The following is a 22461-nucleotide window of genomic DNA, read 5'->3' on the forward strand; positions in this document are numbered from 1 at the left end:
AACCGTGACCCAGACTGGAATCGAAGCAGGCAGCAGACAACGGAAACAGCGGAGCGGACAAAAAGCAATTTTGGCCAAATAGGCCTGGAAAGATCTCAAAGCAGCAGACAGCAACCCGGGCCGCAGCTCATAACCGGTCGGTCGCAGGTTCAAGTTCTGTCTCCGCAACCATAAAGCCTTTGAATCGCAACGATTTCAGGGTTTTTACTTTTGTCTCGGCAAGTAGCAGCCGCGTCTTTCAGCACTTTTCTAACCGTTTTATAATGACATTGGCTTGGCGGGTACGGTTCATCACCAGCCGGGGTACTTTCCTGCCATTCATGTACAAAATTTGCAATTCATGGAAAAAAAGGGGGACAAACCACTTCTTCTCTGGTAAAATAAAATAGTAGATATCGCTCCCGTGGAAACAATTCTTCTTTGCGGAACAGGGGTCGTTTCGGAAATAGATTCAAGCGCGAATAATCAATCTCGGGAGAGAACATACGGGGAGATTCGCTTATGACCGGCAGAAACAGAGAATTGAAAAAGCTCGGGGCGATTGCAGATAAGATCATCGCCCGGAAAGCCGAGACGTCCGCGTTGAGCGACGCCGCGCTCCGGAATAAAACATGGGAGTTTCGGAGGCGTCTGGCCGAGGGCGAAACGCTGGACGATTTGCTTACGGAGGCATATGCTGTTGTCCGGGAGGCAGCCCGCCGGGTGCTGGGAATGGAGCACTTCTATGTGCAGCTGATCGGCGGGATCGTGCTGCATCAGGGCCGGATCGCGGAGATGTGTACCGGAGAAGGCAAAACGCTGGTGGCAACTTTGCCTGCTTACCTCAATGCGCTGACGGGGGAGGGCGTCCATGTCGTCACGGTCAACGACTATCTGGCAAAGCGTGACCGGGAGCAGATGGGGCAGGTGCAAGAGTTCCTGGGTCTGAGCGTTGGCGTGGTGTTGAGCGGTATGAGTATCGCAGAGCGAAAGAAGGCGTACGGCTGCGACATTACATATGTGACAAACAGCGAACTGGGATTCGATTACCTGCGGGATAATATGGCTCTTTCCAAGGCGCAGCTGGTCCAGCGTGGATTTCACTATGCCATCATTGATGAAGTGGATTCCATTTTGATCGATGAGGCCAGGACCCCACTGATCATCTCGGGAAAGAGCACCCGCTCCACACAGCTTTATGAAGCCTGCGATGTGTTGGCCCGGAGGCTGACCCGCGGTGAGGATGTGAAAGAACTGTCCAAGCTGGATATCATTTCCGGGGTGGAGCAGAAGGAGACCGGAGATTTTGTCGTCATTGAGAAGGAAAACCGGGTCATGCTCACAAACAGCGGTATTGACAGAGTGGAGAGATTCTTCCGCATCCAGAATATCGCGGACATACAGAATATAGAGATACAGCATCACATGAACCTGGCTCTGCGGGCGAACAATCTGCTGATCCGGGACAAGGATTATGTGGTGAAGGATGGGGAGATTCTCATTGTGGACGGCCTTACCGGGCGGATCATGCCGGGGCGGCGGTATTCTGACGGGCTTCATCAGGCCATCGAGGCCAAGGAGCACGTCCGTATTCAGAAAGAGAGCTGCACGGCGGCCACAGTCACCTATCAGAATTTCTTCAATAAGTATCAGAAAAAGGCGGGCATGACCGGCACGGGCCGGACGGAAGGAAAGGAATTTGGGGAAGTTTACGGTATGGATATCGTGGAGATCCCCACCAACCGTCCAGTTCTCCGAGTGGATAAGGAGGACCTTGTATTCCGGACAAAGCAGGAAAAGCTGGAGGCCGTCTGCCGCGCTGTGGAGGAATGCGCGGCCTGCAAGCGGCCTGTCCTTGTCGGCACCGCCAGCGTCAGCGATTCGGAAGAGTTGAGCCAGCTGTTTGCCCAGCGGGGGATCCGGCACAATGTGCTCAACGCGAAGCACCATGAGCGGGAAGCAGCTATCGTTGCAGAGGCCGGCCGCCGGGGAGCGGTGACGATCGCCACCAATATGGCGGGCCGGGGTACCGATATCAAGCTGGATGACAGGGCCCGGGCTGCCGGCGGGCTTCTGGTCATCGGAACAGAGCGCTATGATTCCAGACGCATTGATAATCAGCTGCGGGGACGCTCCGGGCGGCAGGGAGACCCCGGGGAATCCCGGTTCTACCTCTCACTGGAGGACAGCCTGCTGCGGCTTAACGGCCGGAAGCGGATGGAGTCCGTTTTTGATTTGCATAGTACCGCAGGGGCGGGCGGCGTGACCCATGCTGCGCTGACGAAAGCGGTGGAGCAGGCCCAGCGCCGGGTGGAGAATGACCACTTTGCCCAGCGACGCCATCTGTTGGAGTACGACCAGGTGCTCAACGAGCAGCGGGAGATTTTTTACAGCTGGAGGCTGCGGGTCCTCAAGGGAACGGATATCCGCGAGCTGATCGGCAAGCTGTTCCAAGGCGCGGCGGCAGATGCGGTGGAGGCCGCTGCCGCGGGCAGCCCGGCTGAGCGCAGAAACGCAGCCATACAGGCTTTCGCGGAAGTCCTTGCGCCGTTCGAGACAGCCGCCTGTGCGCGGTGCGGGGAAGAGGAGCTTCCCCAATGCCTTGCGGAAAAGATGAGCCGCCGGTATGAAAGGCTTGAGGACGCCTCCGCGGACAGCGCGGCGTTTCGGGAACGGGAACGGACAACCCTTCTTCGCGTTGCGGACCGGTGGTGGATGGAGCATATTGACGAGATGGAGCAGCTTCGCCAGTGCATTGGTCTTGTGAGCTATGCGCAGAAGGACCCACTCACAGAGTATAAAAAGGAATCCTTACGACTCTTTGAGGAGATGAACCGCAATATCAGATATGTCGCAGCCATGGCGATCCTTCGTGAAGGAAGCGAGGAGGGTGTGTGATGGAGTATACCGGAAGCCTGCGGGTATATATGCTCGGTGGCTTTGAAATGTACTATGACGGGGCGCTGCTGCAGATGAAAAAGAAGCAGACCTCAAAGCCTGTTCAGCTTCTCCAGCTCCTGCTCTACCACAAGGAGGACGGCATTTCCAGACACGCCCTGCTGGAGACGCTCTACGGCCAGGAGACGGAGATCGACGCCGCCAACAGCCTGAACGCCACGGTTTCCCAGCTGCGCAAGCTGCTGCGGGACACCCATCTGCCGGATGAAAACTATATCCGGGTAAAATTTGACCGCTACTATTTTGAAAGCTCTTTTCCCACCTGGGTGGATACGGAAGAGGCGGCGCACCTTCGGCAGTCGGCGGACCTGATGTCCGGCATCGACAGGGTAAATACCCTATACCGGCTCTGCGACCTTTACCGCGGCAGGTTCCTGCCGGAGCTTGACGGCGAGAGCTGGGTGGAGATTGCCCGCGCGGGCTATCAGAGAATTTACAGGGACAGTCTGAATGAGGTGTGCCGCGCGCTGAAGGAGCGGGGGGCCTACAATGAGATTCTGCGCCTGACAGGACTTGCCTCCAAAATATTCCCCTTTGACGAGTGGCAGGTCTGGCAGCAGGAGAGCCTGCTGGCACAGGGACGGATCAGGGAGGCCCACGAATTGTACAGGCAGGTGGAAAAGCTGTACCTGACCGAGCTGGACGCGCCGCCCCCGGAGCGGATGCGCGCCCGGTTCAGAAAGCCGGAAAAGGAATCCTGGCGAAAATCCGAGACCGCCGGTGAGGTCCGGAGGTGGCTGGGATCGGCGGAAGAAAACGGACCCTACTGTATTCCATTGCCCGGCTTTTTGGATGTCTACCGCATCACCAGCCGCATGTGCGAAGCGACCGATACCCCATTCTGCCTGCTTTTGTGCACGCTCAGCAGTGCGGATGGCCGCTCCAACCCGGAGGCAAGGACGTTTCACGGCGCAATGGAGCAGCTGGAACTGGCGATCACGCAGTCGCTGCGCGCGGGAGATATCTTTACCCGCTATTCCGGAAGCCAGTTTCTGGTGATCCTGATCGGAGCGCAGGAGGAAAACCTGGATGCGATCTCCCAACGGATCAGCCAGCGCTTCCGCGGCATCACCGACTCGGCAAGGTTGTGCCTGGTCTGCCAACTGTTTTCCACGGCCGGGACGCCCTTTTCAGAAAAATAAACATCCTGCCGCACGGCAGCACCGCATGATCCGGCAAGGCGCCGGCAGCTATGCGGTGCTGCCTTATTTTTTTGATTCACGGCCCCTTTTTTATGGGTTCTGTTAAGTCGTCCTTTGTATAATCCTGTATGAAAACATAAAAAGCGGAGTAGAAGAAACACGATTTACTTCGCGCGGAGCAGAAAGGAGCGGCTTATTTCAATGGAACAGCTTGAGAGAAGATCCATCGGACGGGTATCGTTTCCCTCCAAGGGCGTGCTCGTTGTGTGTGACACGCAGGAGGTCCTGCATGTGGGCGTGCGGGATCTCGGCCCCATCGGCGTGGGCATCCGGGCCGAGGCTGACACACCGAACCTGGTGGGCAAGGATGTCATCATGGTTGCGGAAACGCTGATCATGTATGCCGATGTTGTCCGTCAGGATCCCATGGTGGACGGATGCTGGAGCATCGGCCTGACAGCCAGAAAATTCAGCAGGGATGTATTGCAGTATCTGTTTGACGGAATTGAAATGCGTGCCAAATTGGAGGAGGAACTGGACAAATGAGCGAATTTGGGAAGGGCAGAAAAGTTGTCAATGCAATCGGCATCGGCATCATGGCGTTTTTGAGCGGCGGCACCTCGGTCCTCCAGGTGAGCGCGGCCGCGGCAGAAACAGAAAATGTCGGTGAGACGCTGGAAAACGGCACGCAGACAATCAGCCAGAACCAGGAGACCATCGCCGCGATCGACACTGCGGGGGATGCCATCAATACCGCGCAGGGAACGGTTACCGATGCCGGTGAAATTCCGAGCAAAGATGGTATTCAGGGCGGCCTGTCTGGGGCTGCCGGTGCGCTGGGCAAGGTGGACGAAGCCGTCAGTAAGCTGGAAAAGGAAAACGGCGAGGCAAAGCAGGCACTGGAAGACTACCAGAATGCGGTCAAAGAGAATCTGTACCGTGACGGCGCGGCGGAGAACATCAACGATGCCAAGGATGCGGTAGAAGCCGCCCAGGGCGCCGCTTCTGAGAGCAGCCAGGCCATCAAGGACGCCGCGGAGGAAAACAAGGCGGCGCAGGAGGCAACCTACAATAACCACGCCGAGGCCGAAGCCGCGCAGGCGGAGGCCAAGAAAAAGGCCGAGGACGCGCAGAAGGCCCTGGATGCCGTGAAAGAGAAAGCGGAGGATGCGAAGGACGCACTCGAAACGGCTGAGGACTCCGTGGAATATCTGAAGGATCAGAAGGAGAGGGCTGACGCTGCGTATCAGGCGGCGCAGAAGGCGGTCGAAGAATCTCAGAAGGCGCTAGATGCGATCCTGGGGGATACCGCCGATGCGGATGCGGCCAAGGCGAACGCGAAAGACGCGCTGGATCTGGCCAATCAAAACCTGACGAATGCGCAGGATGAGCAGAAGGCTGCTGAACAGGGTGTGAAAGATGCTGAAGCGGCGCTGGCGTCTGAGCAGGCTGCAAAAGACGCCGCTGACAAAGCACTGACCGAGGCAAACAAGGCCGCCGCAGAAGCGCAGAAAGCTCTGGATCAGGCAAAAAGCGAAAAGGCTGCCGCGGAGGCTGCCGCCCAAAAGGCTCAGTTGAAAGCGGAGATCGCCGACACAGCCGCAAAAGCCGCGCAGATTGCAAAGGAAGTTGCTGATGCGGCGCTGACCGAAGCGAATAAGGCTGCCACTGAAGCCAGAAACGAAGCGACTGCTAAGGCCACTGAGGCCCAAAATGCCCAGGACGAGGCTGACCGTCTGGCAGGTTTGGCGGCGACGGCAACCACCAATAAAGAGAAAGCTGAAAAGGCTGCCAAGGAGGCGCAGGACAAGGCCGACGCCTTGAAGAAGTCGGCGGATGAGCTTGCTGGCAAAGCCACGGAACTTGAGGGCGCCGCACAGACTGCCTCGGATGATGCGGCTGCCAAGGATAAGGTGTATAAAGACCTGCAGAGTAAAGCAACCACTAAGGCAGAGGAAGCTACCCAAAAACAGGCAACTGCGGATGAGAAAGCGGATGCTGTCACAACGGCTCAGACTGCTAAGATTCAGGCCGACCAAACCGCCCAGGCTGCGCGAACTGCCGTAGACAATGCCAAAAAAGCAGTGACTGACGCGGAAGATAATGTCAAAGAGGCGGAAGATAATGTAAATACTGCGGCTGCTGGTGTCAATAAGGCTCAGGAGCTGGTAGCACTTGCTGAAAAAGGCCTTGAGCAGTTGGAAAACGATGTCGAAGCTGCCAACCAGGATCTCGAGGAGAAAAAAGCGGAACTTGAGGCTGCTAAGAAAGAGGCCGAAGATGCAGCCACTAAAATGGAAGACACCGCTGACAGGCTGGCTAAAGCAGAACAAGCGGCTATTGATGCCGCAGCGGCCAAGGAGAAAGCTGAAGCGGATGCTGCGGCTAAACAGACCGAGGCGGATGCCGCGGCAGAGGCTGCTAAGGGCGCGCAGGAGACGCTTGACCGTATGGAGGAGCTTAAAGATCGTGCCGATGCTTCGGATGCGCTGCTTAAAAAAGCCTCGAAAGAGGCCAATAGCATTATAGCTTTGGTTGACTTCAATGACCGGACGAACTATACAGTAGATGTGGCCAGGACCATGTTGGAGCATGCGGGTTATACCAATATTGACTGGGAACACGCTACGGCAAATTTCGGAACCTTAACAGGCGGTGCCAAGGCGAAGCATTATGTCGCAATTCAGTGTACTGGCAGCGATGAAAAAACGACCACAGAGTATTTTGACTTCAGAACGGACCCTCAGGAAGGCGAAGTGATTGTCTACTGGAAAGATAATAAGGATAAAGATGCGGTACGTAATCACAAAGAAGCGGTCAGCTCAAAGGACTACAAAGATTATATCAATGGCTTGAAGCCGAATGAAACAGATATTCAAAACGCGCAGAAGGCTGTGGATGCCGCAAATGAAGCAAAGACTGCCTCGGACACGGCTGCCAAGAATGCGGAAGCTGCAAAATCTGCTGCGGAAAAGGCTGCCCAGGATGCGAAAGACGCAAAGACTGCTGCAGAGAAGGCTGCCCAGGATGCGGAAAACGCAAAGACTGCTGCAGAGAAAGCTGTCAAGGATGCGGATGATGCAAAACTTGCTGCAGAGAAGGCTGCTGCGGATTGTGAGAAGCTACGGCAGGCAGGAAGTACAGATGTTAATGTACTGAGAGAAAAGCTGGAAGCTGCGGAAAAACTGGCGGAGGAAGCCGCCGCAAAGAAAGCGGCAGCCGACCAGGCCTTGAAAGACGCGGAAGATGCGCAGAAAAAGGCTGCTGACGAACTGACCGGGGCGAACAATGCCGTCACAGCTGCGGAGACGGCTCTGAGCCAAGCGCAGACAGAGAAGACTGCCGCAGTTGAGGCACTGAAAACGGCGAATGAGGCTGCGGGCAAGGCCGCCGAGGACGCGAAAGTTGCACAGGCTGCAAAGGAAGCTGCTGAAACGGCGCTGACTAAGGCGAACGAGGCTGCCACCAATGCCAGAAGCGAAGCAACTGTCAAGGCCAACGATGCCCAAAAAGCCAAAGACGAGGCTGACCGCCTGGCAGGTTTGGCGGCGACGGCAACCACCAATAAAGAGGAAGCTGAAAAGGCTGCCAAGGAGGCGCAGGACAAGGCTACCGCCCTGAAGATTGTTGCCAACGGGCTTGATGTCAAAGCCAAGGGTCTGGAGAAGGCGGCGGAGCTTGCCAAGGAGGCCGCGGCTTTCAAAAAGAACCTTGCTGATCAGGCTGCCGCCAAGGCCGCGGAACTGAATAAGAAGGCGGAGAGTGCTCAGACGACTGCAAGGGAGAAGGCGGCTGCCGTCACAACGGCGCAGGATAATCTGAAGGCCGCTCGAAAAGCTGTCGCTGAGGCCAAGAAGGCTGTCGGTGTGCATAATGCTGCCTCTGTGGCAGCTCTCCAGGAGGCACTGGATGATGCAAGCGCAGCGGTCAATGCCGCTAAGGGTAAGGTTACGGCTGCCGGAAAGGTTCAGGCCAGCGTACAGGAAGCCTACGACATGGTAGTCGATGCAATCGACGCACTCTCTAAGCTGACTGCTCAGGCAGAAATCGACGGTTCCAGGTATGACGAGCTGGTGAAGCAGTATGAGCAGGCTATGGCTACATATGAGAACGTGCTGGCAGACGCCGGGGCGTTGGAAAAGGATGTGAGTGCCCTTTCCGAGGCGGTGCAGAATGCCCTCGACGCCGCAAATGGAGTGTTCTCCTATCGGACCCCGGCTTCCGTCGGCAACGGTGATTCCGGCAATTCCGGCGGCACGAATCCTGCGGAAAATCCCAATGGAAATACGGAGCTTGCCGATATCGCAGACGAGAATGTTCCTCTGGCGGGCAGCATTGACACGGACGCAGAGCCCGCCGACATTGCGGACGAGAAGGTTCCTCTGGCAGGCAGCGTTGCCACCGGCGCGGAGCTTGCCGACATCGGGGGCGAGGCTGTTCCCCTGACGGGCGACATTGGCGGTGAAACCCGCGAAGTGAACGCCCCCAGCGCAGCCGTTCAGGACGGTCAGGAGGACGCGCAGGCAGAAACGCTGGGAGAGGAAATGTCTCTGGAAGAAATTGCGGATGAAAAGACTCCCCTGGCTGCCGCTCCCGCACAGTCTATGGAAATGAACGGCGGCATCCTGGGTGCCCTCGCCGCGGCGTTTGGCGCACTGCTGCTTCTCCTGGGCAAGCGTAAGAAAGAAGAGGAAAAGGAGCAGTAAGCCCTCTCGTGTCGCTGCAGCAAACCAAAGCATGAGAAAATGAATAAGGCACCCTGAATATTCCAGGCACCCCGAGACTCTCTGTGGGTCTTGGGGTGCATTTTGGTTTTACCGTTGTATGCGAAGAAACGCCGCCTCCCAATCAGAAGCGACTTTTGCGCAGCGCCTGTTTATTCACAAATGCCCGAAGCGTCACTGGGATCTTACGGCCGGCGTTGCCAAATATCTGGTGCAGAGAGGATGGTGCCAATGCTGTGGGCAGAGACGTTCCTGTTCTTTGTTTACTGCGACGCAATTCTTGCGTACTTCCACCGGGTGTGAATTCGGCTCTCCCTGCTGATAGGAACTGGATGGGCTGCAAGGCCGCACAGTGCCAGGTGGCTGATAAATCTTCCTTTTCCTTAAAATCCGCCTGTGAGGCTATTCTATCGGCCTGACCCAAGCCGTGACCCAGACTGGAGTCGGAGCAGGCAGTAGACAACGGAGCCAACGCAGCGGACAGCAAGTGATTTTGACCCAATAGGCCCGGAAAGATCTCAAAAGCAGCCGACAGCAGCCTCGGCCGCCGCTCATAACCGGTCGGTCGCAGGTGCAAGTCCTGTCTCCGCAACCATAAAAACCACTGATTTCGAAAGAAATCGGTAGTTTTTATGGTGATTTCAGATGCTGCACTTTAAGTACGTCTGCTATTTGTCCATTGACTTTGCCGAAACGGAAGGATATACTGCTTATAAAGATACATATAATTTGGAAAAATGGCAGTTATTTTCGATTTTGTTCCCAAATATTATTTATGAAAAGGGGCCTATGCCATGACTGACAAGCGCAGGCTTTTTCCCTCTATTGAAAAAGCTCTGATCTTCATCGTGCTGGCCGCTGTGTTTCTCTCCTCGGGGACCTCGCGGCTTCAGCGCCCTTCCGCACCGGGCGGTGTGGAGCAGCTGGACGGCTGGTATTACCTTCAGGATGGACAGAGAGTGGATGTGGATCTGCCCTGCTCCATCACGTTGGACGGCGGAGCGGACCTGGTGCTGTACAATGACAGTTTTTCCTCCGTTCACGCCAGCACCTTGACTACCCGGGGCGCCGTCTACCGTCTTCAGATCCTGCTGGGAGATCAGGTGCTCTACGCCTATGAGGATTCGGATTTCCCCCGAAATGAACAGATGCGTTCCAAGCTGTACTGCACTGCCTCCATCCTGGGGGGGCCGGAAGATCAACCCCTGGCTCTGGTTTATCAGAACCCCGGGGACGGTCACTTTCACCTCTCCGCCGTCTATCTGGGCAGCAGCAGCGCCGTTTTTCGCTGGCAGGCATCCAGTGATATTTTCACCTTTGTCATGGTCTTCACCATGCTGCTCATGGGGATCATCGCCCTGGGGATCCACATCTACCTGTCGGTCATCCACATGCCGGATCCCCGTTTTGCCAATGTGGCCTGCTTCCTGTTCATCTGTGCCACCTGGTGTACGCTGGACTCCTCTCTGATCCAGCAGCTCACCAACATGTCCCCCTCGGTGTGCTATATATCCTTCTACGCCTTTATGACCCTGGCTATCCCCATGATCCACTTCGTCCGCAACACCGGGGAGATGGGCCGGTTCCGCAGCCTCAACGTGTGCCTGCTTCTTTTCTACCTGAACGTTGTGGTACAGACCCTGCTGGATTATTTCGGCGTCTGTTCTTTTATCGACACGCTGCTGATCACCCACCTGCTGCTGGCCGCAGGAATCGGGCTGATCACCGTATTGATGCTGAAGGAGTATGCCAGGACACATCATCGGGAGATCAAGGTCACTTTGATCGCCTTTGCCATCCTGGCCACAGGCGGGCTGCTGGCCATCCTGCTGTACTGGCTGTTGGAGATCCCCTACTATGGTGCAATTTTTGAGATCGGCATCCTGATCTATATCATTTGCCTGCTGTCCTCTCTGGTCACCACCATGGCAGCCAACCTGCGGTTCAAGGCAGAGGCCATCATTTACCAACGACTGTCCCAGGAAGACCGTCTCACCGGTCTTGCCAACCGGCGCGGCTTTGAAAAATACCTGACAACTCTGGAAACGGGCTCTGACAGCTATAACAACATAGCACTGATCTTTATGGATCTGAATGGGCTGAAATATGTCAACGACCAGTTCGGGCACAATGTGGGCGACGAGCTGATCATCGCAGCGGCCCGGTGCATTGAGACTGCTTTTTCCGAAATGGGCACCTGCTACCGTATTGGCGGCGATGAATTTGCCGCCATTCTGCCGGACCCGGTGGGCAGTGCGGAGGACTGGCGGAAACGGTTGGAGGATGCCATCCGCCTGTACAATCAGGATGCCCGGCATCGGCTCTCCATTGCCTGCGGCGCAAGTCTGCTGCGGGACGAAGCAGGCCGGAGCAAGCGGCTGAGCGACTGGAAATATGAGGCCGACCAGGCTATGTACGCCTGCAAGCGACAGCAAAAAGAGTATCAAGCCACGGAGTTTTCCTCCGCAAGTCAAGGACGGGAGGGAAAGCCTTATGGCATATAATGTGGATTTTCTGCTGTCAGCATTGATCTTTTTGCTGATCATCCTGAACCACTTTATGGAGCAGCGGGCGCTGAGCACCAGGAGCACAAAGGCATTTCTCATTTTTCTGCTGCTGGGCATCGCAAACATCGCATTCGACCTGTTGTGCACCATTCTCATCACTCTGGCGCGGCCTGATCTGGCCTGGGTAACCGAATGGTGTTTGACTGTACTGTATCTTCTTCAGGTGCTGGTGCCCGTTTCTCTGCTGAGCTATATCCGGACCCATTACGAGTCCGACCAGTCTCCAAGCCGTTGGAAGTCTGTCTGTCTTGTTGTCTCTACGGGCCTGATGAGCCTGCTTGTCCTGCTCAACCACTGGCACGGCCTGTTTTTCCGGATCGATGAGTCCGGCAGGTATGTCCGCGGACCATATTACCTCGGCATGTACCTGTTCGCCGGCGCTTGTATCGCAGTGGTGGCCGTCAACAGCTATATCTATGCCGCTCAGCTGGGCCAGCAGAAGGTCCGCGCCATCCGCGAGCTTCTGCTTTTGGTGGGGATTTGCGTGGTGATCCAGTCCATTTACCATGACGTCCTGTTGACCGGCTTTGGAATCGCCATGTGCATCGCCATCCTGTTTTTTACCATCAACAACCCCTACCAGCACATGGACAGTCTCACCGGGCTGTTCGACCTGAATGATTTCCGGGAGCAGTGCAGCCACTTCGTCCAGCGCAAGAAGAGCTTTCATGTGCTGGCGGTGGACCTGTGCCAGTTAAAGCGGATCAACCGCATTCTGGGCACGGATGTGGGGAACCGGGCGTTGATCCAAATGGCGCAAATGCTGCAGCAGGTGGGAAAGAATACCCGGGTATTCCGCAGCAGCGGCAAACGCTTTCTGCTGATCTGCCCCACCATCTCCGAGTACGAGGCCGCGCAGCGGAGAATTCAGGAGATGTTCTCCCAGCCTCTGGAGATCAATGGAAACAGCATCTCCTCCCCCGTCGCGGTTTGCGGCATCATTCACGCAGAAGAGCTGGACAGCTGCGAATTCCTGTTGGGCTATCTGGATTATCTCTCCTCTCTGATCGCGTCTACAAGCAGAACCGTACTGATCCAGGGAGATTCAAAAACGCTGAAAGGCTTCCGCTACACACAGGAAATCGAGCATTTCCTGCAGACTGCTTTGGAGGAAGATCTCTTTGAGGTCTATTTCCAGCCGGTCTATTCCACCAGCCAGAAGCGGTATGTCACCATAGAGGCGCTCAGCCGTCTGCGCCACCCCACTCTGGGTCCTGTTTCCCCGGAGGTATTTATCAGCATTGCAGAAAAGAGTGACCAGATCGCCCGTCTGGGTCTGCTGCAAATGCGCCGGATCTGTGCGTTCCTGAAGGCGCACCCCCAATTGATGGAGCAGATCCAGAACGTCAAAATCAATCTGTCCCCCATAGAGCTTTTGAAAAAGGGACATATCCAGCAGCTTGTGAACACAATCCGCGACAGCGGTATTCCCGCGTCTTATTTCTCCTTTGAGATCACCGAGACAGTGGCAACCGATTACAGTGAGAACCTGTGGAATACCATCGACCTGTTCACCAGTGCCGGCATTGGCCTTTGTCTGGATGACTTCGGCTCCGGCTACGCAAACCTGAACTCTGTGCTGAAGCTTCCCTTTTCCGTCATCAAAATGGACAGGTCCATGCTGTCTGGCATCTGCACCGACGAAAAGGCCGCCGCGCTCTACCGCAACACCGTATCCGTTCTGCGGAACATGGGCTTCACTGTTGTTGCAGAGGGTGTGGAAAACCCGGCGGAATTGGAACTGCTCTCCCGTTGGGGAGTGGACATGATCCAGGGCTTCTACTTCTCCCCTCCCGTCAGCTGCAGCAAGCTGCTGGAGCTGCTGCTCCCAAAGGCGGATGAGGCAAAGAACTGTTCTGCATAAGCGCAGAATCATATGATGTACAGAAGAATTCCTGAAATCGCAAGATTTCAGGAATTCTTCTGTTTTTCCGACGGAAAGGCCGAAAGAAAACCGGGGTCAGTCAGACTTGCCCATACGGGCCTGGGCCGGAAAGCATTGGGTCGTAAAGGAGATATCCCAAAGGGACCCCACCTGTAAAATCCAAAAATTATCCCCCGTCATGTGAAAAACAAAAGTTTCACAATCTCGGTGAATTCGGTAAAATAAAACAAGATCATAGAAAAGGGGGGGGATTGCATGGAATATGTGCTGGAAATGAAAGATATCAGCAAAACGTTTCCGGGTGTTGTCGCGCTGGATCATGTGCAGCTGCAGGTACGGCCCGGTGAAGTCCATGCATTGATGGGAGAAAATGGCGCCGGAAAATCCACCCTGATGAAAATTCTGATGGGCATTTATACAAAAGATCCCGGCGGGGAGATCCTCTTCGACGGAAAACCCTATCACGCATCCAATCCCAAAGAGGCCATGGACATGGGCGTGGCGATGATTCATCAGGAATTAAATCCGATCCTGGACATGACCGTGTACGAAAATATCTTCGTTGGACGTGAGCTGCGGAAGAACGGTCTGGTGGACAAGAAAGCGGAGATCGAGGAAGCGGAAAAGCTGATCGAGGAGTGCGGCCTGCACGTGTCTCCCAAGGAGACGCTGCGGAATCTCACGGTGGCACAGTGCCAGCTCATTGAGATCATCAAGGCCATCTCGGTCAATGCCAAGGTCATCGTCATGGACGAGCCCACCGCCGCCATTACCGAACGTGAGGTAGAGCTGCTGTTCCAGCATATCCGCAGGCTCAAGGAAAAAGGCGTTGCCATCATTTACATCTCCCACCGTATGGCAGAGATCTTCTCCATCTGCGACCGGGTCAGCGTTTACCGCGACGGGCAGTACATCGGCACGGGCGACACAGCAAGCCTGAGCGAGGCCCAGCTGATCAAGATGATGGTGGGCCGGGAGATCACAGATGTGTATCCCAAGCTCAGCGCCGAGATCGGCGACGTGATGTTTGAAGCCAAAAACATCACCCGTGCGGACAACAAGGTCAAGGGCGTCAGTCTGGCCGTGCGTAAGGGCGAGATCTTAGGCATCGGCGGCCTGGTGGGCGCCGGCCGCAGTGAGTTGGTGGAGGGCATCTTCGGCATGCATCCCCTCTCCGGCGGCGAGATCTATGTGAACGGCAAAAAGGTGAAGGTGTCCTCGCCCCAGGATATCATCAAGGAAGGCGTGGCGCTCATCACGGAGGATCGAAAGGTCACGGGCCTGAACCTGAGCGGAACGGTCAACGACAACATCGCCATGGTGGCTATCAAAAAGCTGCTGACCAACGGTCTTTACAACAAAGCCAAGGCCCACAAGGCCGCCCAGGAGTACATCGAAAAGCTGAACATCAAAACTCCTTCCGTCGACCAGATCGTCGGCAATCTGTCCGGCGGCAACCAGCAGAAGGTGGTTATTGCCAAATGGCTGCTGAATGAGCCGGATATCATTATTCTGGATGAGCCCACGCGAGGGATCGATGTGGGTGCCAAGCGGGACATCTATCTGCTGTTGGGAAATCTGGTGCAGCAGGGCAAGGCCGTTATCATGATCTCCTCGGAGATCCCGGAGCTGATGGGAATTTGCGACCGGATCCTGGTCATGTGCGAGGGCAATTATTCCGGCGAGGTCCAGCGTGAAGAATTCTCCCAGGAACGCATTATGACATTGGCCTCTGCCATCACGGTATAAAGGAAGGGGAAAGCATGAAAGAGAGAAAGCATATCAACACTCTCATCAGCGAATATTTCATTTTTGTGATTTTTATTGCGCTGGTGATCATTCTGACCTGTCTGAAGCCCAGCTTCATCACGCCGGGTAACCTGGTCAACATCCTCAAGCAGGCATCCATCAACGGCATTCTGGCATTCGGTATGATGTTTGTCATCGTTGCAGGCGGATTTGATATGTCTGTCGGTTCCACGGTGGCTTTTGCCGGTATTCTGGCCGCTATGCTGGGCCAAGGCAACTATCCGCTGATCGTACCCCTGGTGGTTTCCATGCTGGCCGGCCTGGCTGTGGGCATTGCCAACGGCGTCGGCGTTGCCGTAGGCAACCTTCCGCCCTTCATCATGACCCTGGGCACCATGACTGCCGTCCGCGGTCTGGCGCTGGTGGTCTCCGGCGGCAAGCCTGTCATCGGCATCAGCGCACAGTACAAAGCTGTCGCCGCCTCTACCTTCTGCGGCATCCCCATGCTGGCCCTCTATCTGGCCGTCATCATTGTCATCTGCTCCTTCGTCCTGGCGAAGACTGTATACGGCCGCCGGGTCTATGCCTGCGGCGGCAATCTGCTGGCAGCAAAGGTCTCCGGCATCAACACCACACTGATCCGCATTTCCACCTTTGCCATTGCCGGTCTGCTGGCCGGCCTGAGCGGCTTCCTGATGACCTCCCGTGTGACCATCGGCCAGCCTACCGCTGCCGAGAGCTATGAGATGGACGCCATCACCGCCTGCGTTGTCGGCGGCGTGTCCATGTCCGGCGGCGTGGGCAAGCCCTGGGGCGTTGTGGTCGGCTGCCTGCTGATCACGGTCATCGCCAACGGCCTGGATATCATGGGTGTGTCCTCCCACTGGCAGAAGATCGTGAAGGGCGCCATCATCGTATTGGCGGTGCTCATTGACATCAAGGGTAAAAACAACAAGAAGAACTGACGAGGTGTCAAGAGGAGGATCATGGATTCTTCTCTTACATAGATAAATTTTATTCAGGAGGAACGATTTATGAAGAAGTTTTTAGCACTGCTGCTGACTGGCATCATGGTCCTGTCTCTGGCCGCTTGCGGCAGCAAAACCGAAGCTCCCGCAAACAATGATTCCAGCAATGCTCCCGTTGAAGAACCCGCTGAAAAGGGCGCATACAAGATCGCTCTGATCCAGCAGCATCAGACCAATGCATTCCAGATCGCTGTTACCGAAGGCGCCGAGGCAAAGGCCAAGGAGCTGGGCGTTGAACTGAACATCCTGAGCGCCGATCAGGACGCCGCCAAGCAGATCAGCCAGATCGAGCAGTGCGTGTCCGAGGGCTATGATGCCATTCTGTTCGAGCCCGTGGATCCCGATGGCCTGCGCGACGCTGCCAAGGCCGCTGCTGACGCCGGCGTGGTCGTGATCAACGTTGTCTCCGTCTGCACCGATTGGGAGAGCGCCGGTATCTCTGCCATCTCCTGCGGCAACAACGTCAAGGCCGGCGAGAACGAGATGCAGCACGTTGCTGACCTGCTGGGCGGCAAGGGCAATGTTGCATTCCTGACCGGTCCCTCTTCCGTGACTGACGCTCTGGACCGTCTGGAGGGTTATCGCAACATTCTGGCCAAGTATCCCGATATCAAGGAAGTTGTTGCTCCCGCTGACTGCGAGTGGGATACCGCCAAGGCTCAGGCGACTGTTGAGAGCTGGCTGTCCGCTTATGATCTGGACGCCATCGTCTGCGAGAACGACGGCATGGCCGTTGGTGCCGGCAACGCTGCCGGTGCGAACAGCGGCATCATCATCACCGGTGTTGACGGCACCCCCGACGGCTATGAGGCCATCGAGGACGGCCGTATGACCGGTACCGTTGCCCAGGACGGCGGCATCATGGCCGCAGGCGGCCTGGAAGCAGCTGTCACCCTGCTGAACGGCGGCACGCTGGAGAACAACGTGATCATCGCTGACAGCGTTTGGATCGACGCTTCCAACGTTGCCGACTACAAGTAAGCATTTGCGGAAAATGCCTCTTGGCAAACCAAATCAAAAGGCATATAATGAAAAGAAAGGGAAAACGGCTTCGTTTTCCCTTTCTTTTTACAAAAACCGGAGGAATGGGCCATGCTGAGGGTTGTTCTGGCAGATGATGAAAACAAAATTCTTCTGCTGCTGCAAAAGCTGATCGACTGGAAACGGCTGGGTTATGAGATTGTCGGCACGGCCAACGACGGCCTGCGGGCGCTGGGGCTGGTGCGGGAAAAGCAGCCGCACCTGCTGATCACGGACGTCCGGATGCCGGGATGCAGCGGAATTGAGCTGATCCAGCGGGCCAAGGAGCTGCAGCCGGACCTGCACTTCATCATCATCAGCGGATATCGGAAATTTGAGTATGCGCAAACCGCATTGAAATACGGCGTGGAGGATTATCTGCTCAAGCCCCTCAAGCAGGAGGAGCTCACCGGTATTCTGATGCGCCTCGGCGACAAGCTGGGAAAGGAAGCTGCACTGGAGTTCCAGCTGAAGCAGAGCCAGGAGCGCCAGCAGGAACTGCTGATGGAGTCCCTTGCCAATGCGGCAGAACACCAACAGCCCTTTATGGCATATGCGGACGAGGGCTTTCGCACCGCCGAAGGCGTTTGCTTCGCGGCACTGGTGCGGGTGGATATGGCCGCCACTCCCCAGGACCCAGGCGGCTATCAGGTCATTCTTCGCAGTGCGCTGGAGATCGTCCGGCGGGAGCTGCAGTCTCTGACGGGCATCTATGCCGCCGCTATTCAGAAGGAGGGCATCGCCATCGTGCTGCGCATGAGCGCATACCGTACCGTGGCGGTGAAGCAGTGCTTCACGAAGATCCAAAGGGAAATCGAACAGCAGCGGGACATGTTCGGCAATCTCCGCTGCACCATCTGTCTGGGCAGCCGGCAGACCGACTTTGCGGAGACAGTCCTCTCCATGCGTCAGGCCATGTGGTTTTGCCGGGACCGCCTGTGTCATCCCCAGTCCTGGCGGGACGCGGAGAGCGAGCGGGCAGACTTCAACCAGCGGTATCTGATGGAAGCCGCCCAGAAAAAGAGGTTTCAGGTGGCGGCGGAGTGTCTGGATGAGGAGCGTTTTGAGCAGGAACTGGAGGAGAGCTTCCGCACCGTCATGTCCCGGGAAAATCTGAACGGACAAATGCTGGAGGATTGGTTTTACCAGGTACTGGAGGCCTGCCTGTATGGGATGCAGCAAAACGGGCAGGCAGAGGAACGGTTTGCGGAAAACATGGAGGAAAAATTCTGGCTCTGCCCGGATGCGCAGAGTGTCCTTCAATTACTGCGGAAGGATATCAGCCGGGAACTGCAGCGGTTGCGGGACGAACGATCCCTGCGGGAGATGCGACCCATTACAGAAGCCAAGCGCTATATGCAGCAGCACTACCGGGAATCTCTTCGTCTGGAGGATGTCAGCAGCGCCGTGGGCTTCAACGCCACTTACTTCTCCACCCTGTTCAAAAAAGAGACTGGGCAGAACTTTATGGATTACCTGACGGAGCTGCGGATCAGCAAGGCCAAGGAGCTGCTGTGCGGTGAGACGCTGTCTGTCCAGGATGTGGCAGAGATGGTGGGCTACAGCGACCTGAAATACTTCTCCCGATTGTTCAAAAAGGCCACCGGCGTCAGCCCGTCGGATTATAAAAAGCTGTACAAGTAGGTGATATCATGTGGCTGTGGACCGGATGGAAATTGAGAAAAGCGCTCTGGCGTTATGGAAATGACCGGGATCTGGAAGCTGTCCTGCAGACGGACTGGGGGAAAAACCAGCTGCTGAAGGGCTTCTTCTCCGACATCGGAGAACGCCTGCACGGCGAGGAGATCACCAAGCTGCGGCAGAAGCAAGCGGAATATCTGGCGCTGCAGAACCAGATCAATCCCCACTTTCTCTATAACGCGCTGGAAGCCATCCGGACGGATGCGCTGCTGGCGGACTGCGAGGACATTGCAGAGACCACGGAAGCACTGGCCACGTTTTTTCGCTATACCATCTCCAATGTGAAGGAATATGTGACATTCTCAGACGAATTGGACAATGCGGAAAACTATTTCACCATCCAGCGGTGCCGCTTCGGGGACAAGATCTCCATGGAGCTGGAGTTGGAAAACGAGAAGCTGCTGGAAGCCCGGATGCCCAAGCTGATCTTGCAGCCCCTGGTGGAAAACGCAGTGTCTCACGGTCTGGAGGGCAAACTGGGGCCCGGTACCGTCCGTATCGCGGTGGAAAACAGTGACCGTACATTGTTTCTGCGGGTCCGGGATGACGGCATCGGTATGCCCGAGGAGCGGGTGGAGCAATTAAACAAGCAATTCGCTGAGGATACCGGGGCGCCCACCGGCCAGCAAAAGGGCGGTATTGCTCTGCGCAATGTCAACAGCCGCATCCGGCTGATGTTTGGCGAGAATTACGGCCTTCGTATCTTCAGCGCGGCGGGGATCGGGACGGAATGCTGTGTCACGCTGCCGCTGCTTTTCCGGGAGGAATGACCGCCCATGAAAGAGGAATTGATCCGTGTGGAGCACGGCTGCTTTCAGAGCGAGGACTGCGCGTATTACTTTGAGATCTCTGTTTCCCGGGGAGAATGTATTGGCATCTATGTGGACGATCATCTGACCTCCGGCACGGCCTATCTGGACATTTTTAAGGGCTTTTCCCACATGAAGAGCGGCAAAGCCTTTTCCTGCGGCCGCCGGGTGGGCGGGCAGGCACTGGAGCGCTGGATCCTGCAAAACAGCATGATCGTGGATAAGTACCGGTTCGAATCCAGGGAACTGACCGTACAGGATTTTTTGCTGGCACTGGGGAAACCCGCAGACCGGAGCCAGCGGCAGATCGTTGAGCAGCGGCTGCGGAGTCCGGAGGCCGCGGCCATGATGCAACAAATGGAGCTGTGTATTCCCACGAATCTGAGTCTGGCAGAGCTTTCCATGCTGGATTATTACCGGCTCTGCGTCTTCCGGGTATGGCTCTGGAAAAGTGAGCTGCTGATCCTGGACCGGCTTACAGAAATTCTGCGTCAGAAGGATCTGGAAAAGCTGATGCAGTGTGTCCGGCTGCTGCTGGAGCAGGGAACGGCGGTCATCCTGTTCGATTTGGACGAGGCATTTATGTACCGCTGCTCCGACCGGATCGATGTCATCAAAAACCGGAAGACCTGCTACCGGCTGTATCCGGAAGAATACGGCGAGAAACTATACGAGATCCTTGGCTGGAAGTGCCGCAGCAGCGGGATGAAACAGGTCGGGCAGTACAGCGGAGACGATCTCGTGCTGCGCGCGTCCGACCTGACATTTCCCGGAGTGCCGCCCCTGAATTTTCAGATCCGCAGCGGCGAGATCGCTTGTTTGCGAGACGAGAATTACAGCACAGCGGTGCAGCTGCGGAACTGTTTCCTGGGCGGGCAGCGCTGGCTGGCCGGTACGTTCTGCCTGAGTGGGACCGTGTATACCCACGGGGAGCTGGCCAAATTGATCGGCACCGAGATCGGGATCCAGCTGGAAAGGCCGGACCGCCCCAATGGGGTGCTGTTTGACAATTTGACCGCCCTGGACAACCTGAGCACCTGTCTGCTTCCGAAAGCAGGCAAGCGGATCGCCGCCAGGCAGGTCACGGAAAACATCCTCTCCGAGGCATCCCGGTGGTTCCCCAGAGAGGATCTGCAAAAGCCCCTGCGGGCTTGGTCACTCCCCCAGCGCCTGCGGTTTTCTTACTACAAATGGTATCTTCTGAATCCGAAGCTGCTGATCTGCTTTTTCCCCTTCGCCGGCCAGGAGGCAGCACATCACGAGATGATCATTGATATGCTGGTGACCTGCGCGAAGCGGGGAATGGCCATCTGGGTGATCTCTTCCGGCATTGACGCCATCTGCGAGAAAACAGAGAACCAGGAGTTTCTCAGGCGTCTGCGCTACCTCAACTGACTGCGCAAAAACACCGCCGAAGCCTGTTTTCAGGCTTCGGCGGTGCTTGTTTGCCTATATGGCTATAACGCTTCGCGATATTACGGTTCGGCACACTCGCTGCCGCCGCGGGTGACCACCCGCACCCATTTCCAGCTGTGGAGCCGGATCGTCACGGGAATGATCTTATAGAGCTGGTCCCACTTCAGCAGGAAAAACACCATCACCGGCGCCAGATTCCAGCGGAAGGCCGCCAGGGCGGACAGGGGCACAACAATGAGCCACATGCTGATGAGATTCATCTTGGCGCTAAAGGCGGTGTCTCCGCCGCCGCGGATGATGCCGTTGTCGCAGGCCACCTGATAGGATGTTCCCACGGTGGTGACGGCGATCACGGCCATAAACTGCATGGAGAGGACATGGGCACGCTCTGTCAGCGAGCCGCCGAACACCGTCAGAATCGGTTCACGCAGCAGGAAGATGGCAAGGCCCGTGAGAATGCCGATGACGGAAAACAGTACCTCCAGCGTATGCACTAGCTTCTTCAATTCCGCCCGCTTTCCGGCGCCGATGGTCTTGCCCACCACAATGCCGGATGCCGACGAAGCGCCGTATGCGACCACGGAGAGCACCTGATAGGTCTGCACGGCGATGGCGTTGGCCGCCGTCACGTCGCCGCCCAGGTGGCCCAGAATCCCCGTCTGCACCATTTGTGCCGCACCCCACTGGGCCTGGTTGAGCAGAACGGGAAAGGAGACCCGGATATAATCCCGGATATAACTGGTGTCGATGAAAATCAGCTTCTTCAGCGTCAGGCACAGCTGTTTCTCCCGGAACTTCAAATAATAGATGACGATCAGCAGCTCTACACAGCGGGAAACCAGCGTGGCGATGGCCGCGCCGCGGACGCCCAGCTCCGGAAATCCAAAATTGCCGTAGATCAGCAGGTAATTCAGGCAAACATTGATGCACAGGGTGGAAAAGGAAATGATATAGCCGATGGTTACAATGCCGATGGACCGCAGGGACGCCACCAGGATACGGGTCACCGTAAAAATGATGTAAGAGAAGCAGATGATGCGGAAATACCGGACCCCTTCCGCGATCACCAGCGGTTCGTTGGACAGAAGGCCCAGCAGCTGCTGCGGCGCAAGCACGACGATCAGAAACATCAAAACCGCCATTGCGCCGCCGAAACGCAGTGCGGAACCAATGATGTGGGGGATCGGATCCAGTTTGTTTTTCCCCCAATATTGGGCGCCCAGCACCACCGCCCCCTCGCCGGCGCCCTCCACCAGCATCTGGAGCATGAACTGCACCTGGTTGCACAGGCTGACGCCGCTCATGGCGTTCTGGCTGTACCGCCCAAGCATGACCGTATCCATCATATTGACGCTGTATGTCAGCAAATTTTGCAGTGCCAGAGAGAGTGCCAGCACAAAAAAGGTCTTATAAAACCGCTTTTCCCGTATCATGGAATGTATGAACTCCTTGTTTTTCCCGCTTATTTCACGTTAAGCCGGCC

General features: G+C 56.3%; 13 protein-coding genes. 12 read left to right on the forward strand and 1 reads right to left on the reverse strand.

The features are described 5' to 3' along the window. Positions 1-501: 501 nt before the first annotated feature. The 12 genes from secA to JQM66_RS09585 all read left to right on the forward strand — a co-directional run bounded on the left by secA (position 502) and on the right by JQM66_RS09585 (position 20957). Positions 502-2877 carry a preprotein translocase subunit SecA gene (secA, locus tag JQM66_RS09530; protein WP_235229640.1) on the forward strand — a complete coding sequence of 792 codons (2376 nt, stop codon included), beginning with the start codon at positions 502-504 and terminating at the stop codon, positions 2875-2877. Continuing rightward, positions 2877-4079 carry a winged helix-turn-helix domain-containing protein gene (locus JQM66_RS09535; protein ID WP_235229641.1) on the forward strand — a complete coding sequence of 401 codons (1203 nt, stop codon included), beginning with the start codon at positions 2877-2879 and terminating at the stop codon, positions 4077-4079. Before secA ends, JQM66_RS09535 begins: the two co-directional genes overlap by 1 nt. 201 nt (positions 4080-4280) lie before the next feature. Then, the gene (locus JQM66_RS09540) at positions 4281-4625 is read left to right on the forward strand and encodes a hypothetical protein (RefSeq protein ID WP_235229642.1); all 345 of its coding nucleotides are present in this window, start codon (positions 4281-4283) and stop codon (positions 4623-4625) included. Then, positions 4622-8785, forward strand: coding sequence for a hypothetical protein (locus JQM66_RS09545; protein WP_235229643.1), 4164 nt, complete (start codon positions 4622-4624; stop codon positions 8783-8785). Before JQM66_RS09540 ends, JQM66_RS09545 begins: the two co-directional genes overlap by 4 nt. Before the next feature lie 812 nt (positions 8786-9597). Then, positions 9598-11307 carry a GGDEF domain-containing protein gene (locus JQM66_RS09550; RefSeq protein WP_235229644.1) on the forward strand — a complete coding sequence of 570 codons (1710 nt, stop codon included), beginning with the start codon at positions 9598-9600 and terminating at the stop codon, positions 11305-11307. Then, entirely contained in the window at positions 11297-13234 is a 1938-nt protein-coding gene (locus JQM66_RS09555; RefSeq protein ID WP_235229645.1) for an EAL domain-containing protein, read from the forward strand. The genes JQM66_RS09550 and JQM66_RS09555 overlap by 11 nt, the downstream gene beginning before the upstream one ends. 276 nt (positions 13235-13510) lie before the next feature. Further along, on the forward strand, positions 13511-15004 hold the full coding sequence (locus tag JQM66_RS09560; protein WP_235229646.1) for a sugar ABC transporter ATP-binding protein: 1494 nt from the start codon (positions 13511-13513) through the stop codon (positions 15002-15004). A 14-nt stretch (positions 15005-15018) separates the two neighbouring features. Beyond that, positions 15019-15969, forward strand: coding sequence for an ABC transporter permease (locus tag JQM66_RS09565; RefSeq protein WP_235229647.1), 951 nt, complete (start codon positions 15019-15021; stop codon positions 15967-15969). Between the two features lie 69 nt (positions 15970-16038). Beyond that, positions 16039-17013: a sugar ABC transporter substrate-binding protein gene (locus JQM66_RS09570; RefSeq protein ID WP_235229648.1), complete on the forward strand. Its 975-nt coding sequence runs from the start codon at positions 16039-16041 to the stop codon at positions 17011-17013. Positions 17014-17124: 111 nt separating this feature from the next. Then, positions 17125-18696, forward strand: coding sequence for a response regulator transcription factor (locus JQM66_RS09575; RefSeq protein ID WP_235229649.1), 1572 nt, complete (start codon positions 17125-17127; stop codon positions 18694-18696). Positions 18697-18704: 8 nt separating this feature from the next. Then, positions 18705-19523: a sensor histidine kinase gene (locus JQM66_RS09580; protein WP_235229650.1), complete on the forward strand. Its 819-nt coding sequence runs from the start codon at positions 18705-18707 to the stop codon at positions 19521-19523. 6 nt (positions 19524-19529) lie between these two features. Beyond that, positions 19530-20957 carry a hypothetical protein gene (locus JQM66_RS09585; RefSeq protein WP_235229651.1) on the forward strand — a complete coding sequence of 476 codons (1428 nt, stop codon included), beginning with the start codon at positions 19530-19532 and terminating at the stop codon, positions 20955-20957. An 80-nt stretch (positions 20958-21037) separates the two neighbouring features. On the opposite strand, the gene JQM66_RS09590 is transcribed toward JQM66_RS09585, so the two are convergent. Further along, positions 21038-22411 carry an MATE family efflux transporter gene (locus JQM66_RS09590; RefSeq protein WP_235229652.1) on the reverse strand — a complete coding sequence of 458 codons (1374 nt, stop codon included), beginning with the start codon at positions 22409-22411 and terminating at the stop codon, positions 21038-21040. Between the last annotated feature and the right edge of the window lie 50 nt (positions 22412-22461).

It is taken from the genome of Oscillibacter valericigenes, assembly GCF_021531915.1.
Taxonomy (GTDB): domain Bacteria; phylum Bacillota; class Clostridia; order Oscillospirales; family Oscillospiraceae; genus Oscillibacter; species Oscillibacter valericigenes_A.

Coding starts and splice junctions, on each gene's coding strand:
- secA (WP_235229640.1), top strand. CDS start 502: ATGACCGGCAGAAACAGAGAATTGAAAAAGCTCGGGGCGATTGCAGAT.
- JQM66_RS09535 (WP_235229641.1), top strand. CDS start 2,877: ATGGAGTATACCGGAAGCCTGCGGGTATATATGCTCGGTGGCTTTGAA.
- JQM66_RS09540 (WP_235229642.1), top strand. CDS start 4,281: ATGGAACAGCTTGAGAGAAGATCCATCGGACGGGTATCGTTTCCCTCC.
- JQM66_RS09545 (WP_235229643.1), top strand. CDS start 4,622: ATGAGCGAATTTGGGAAGGGCAGAAAAGTTGTCAATGCAATCGGCATC.
- JQM66_RS09550 (WP_235229644.1), top strand. CDS start 9,598: ATGACTGACAAGCGCAGGCTTTTTCCCTCTATTGAAAAAGCTCTGATC.
- JQM66_RS09555 (WP_235229645.1), top strand. CDS start 11,297: ATGGCATATAATGTGGATTTTCTGCTGTCAGCATTGATCTTTTTGCTG.
- JQM66_RS09560 (WP_235229646.1), top strand. CDS start 13,511: ATGGAATATGTGCTGGAAATGAAAGATATCAGCAAAACGTTTCCGGGT.
- JQM66_RS09565 (WP_235229647.1), top strand. CDS start 15,019: ATGAAAGAGAGAAAGCATATCAACACTCTCATCAGCGAATATTTCATT.
- JQM66_RS09570 (WP_235229648.1), top strand. CDS start 16,039: ATGAAGAAGTTTTTAGCACTGCTGCTGACTGGCATCATGGTCCTGTCT.
- JQM66_RS09575 (WP_235229649.1), top strand. CDS start 17,125: ATGCTGAGGGTTGTTCTGGCAGATGATGAAAACAAAATTCTTCTGCTG.
- JQM66_RS09580 (WP_235229650.1), top strand. CDS start 18,705: ATGTGGCTGTGGACCGGATGGAAATTGAGAAAAGCGCTCTGGCGTTAT.
- JQM66_RS09585 (WP_235229651.1), top strand. CDS start 19,530: ATGAAAGAGGAATTGATCCGTGTGGAGCACGGCTGCTTTCAGAGCGAG.
- JQM66_RS09590 (WP_235229652.1), bottom strand. CDS start 22,411: ATGATACGGGAAAAGCGGTTTTATAAGACCTTTTTTGTGCTGGCACTC.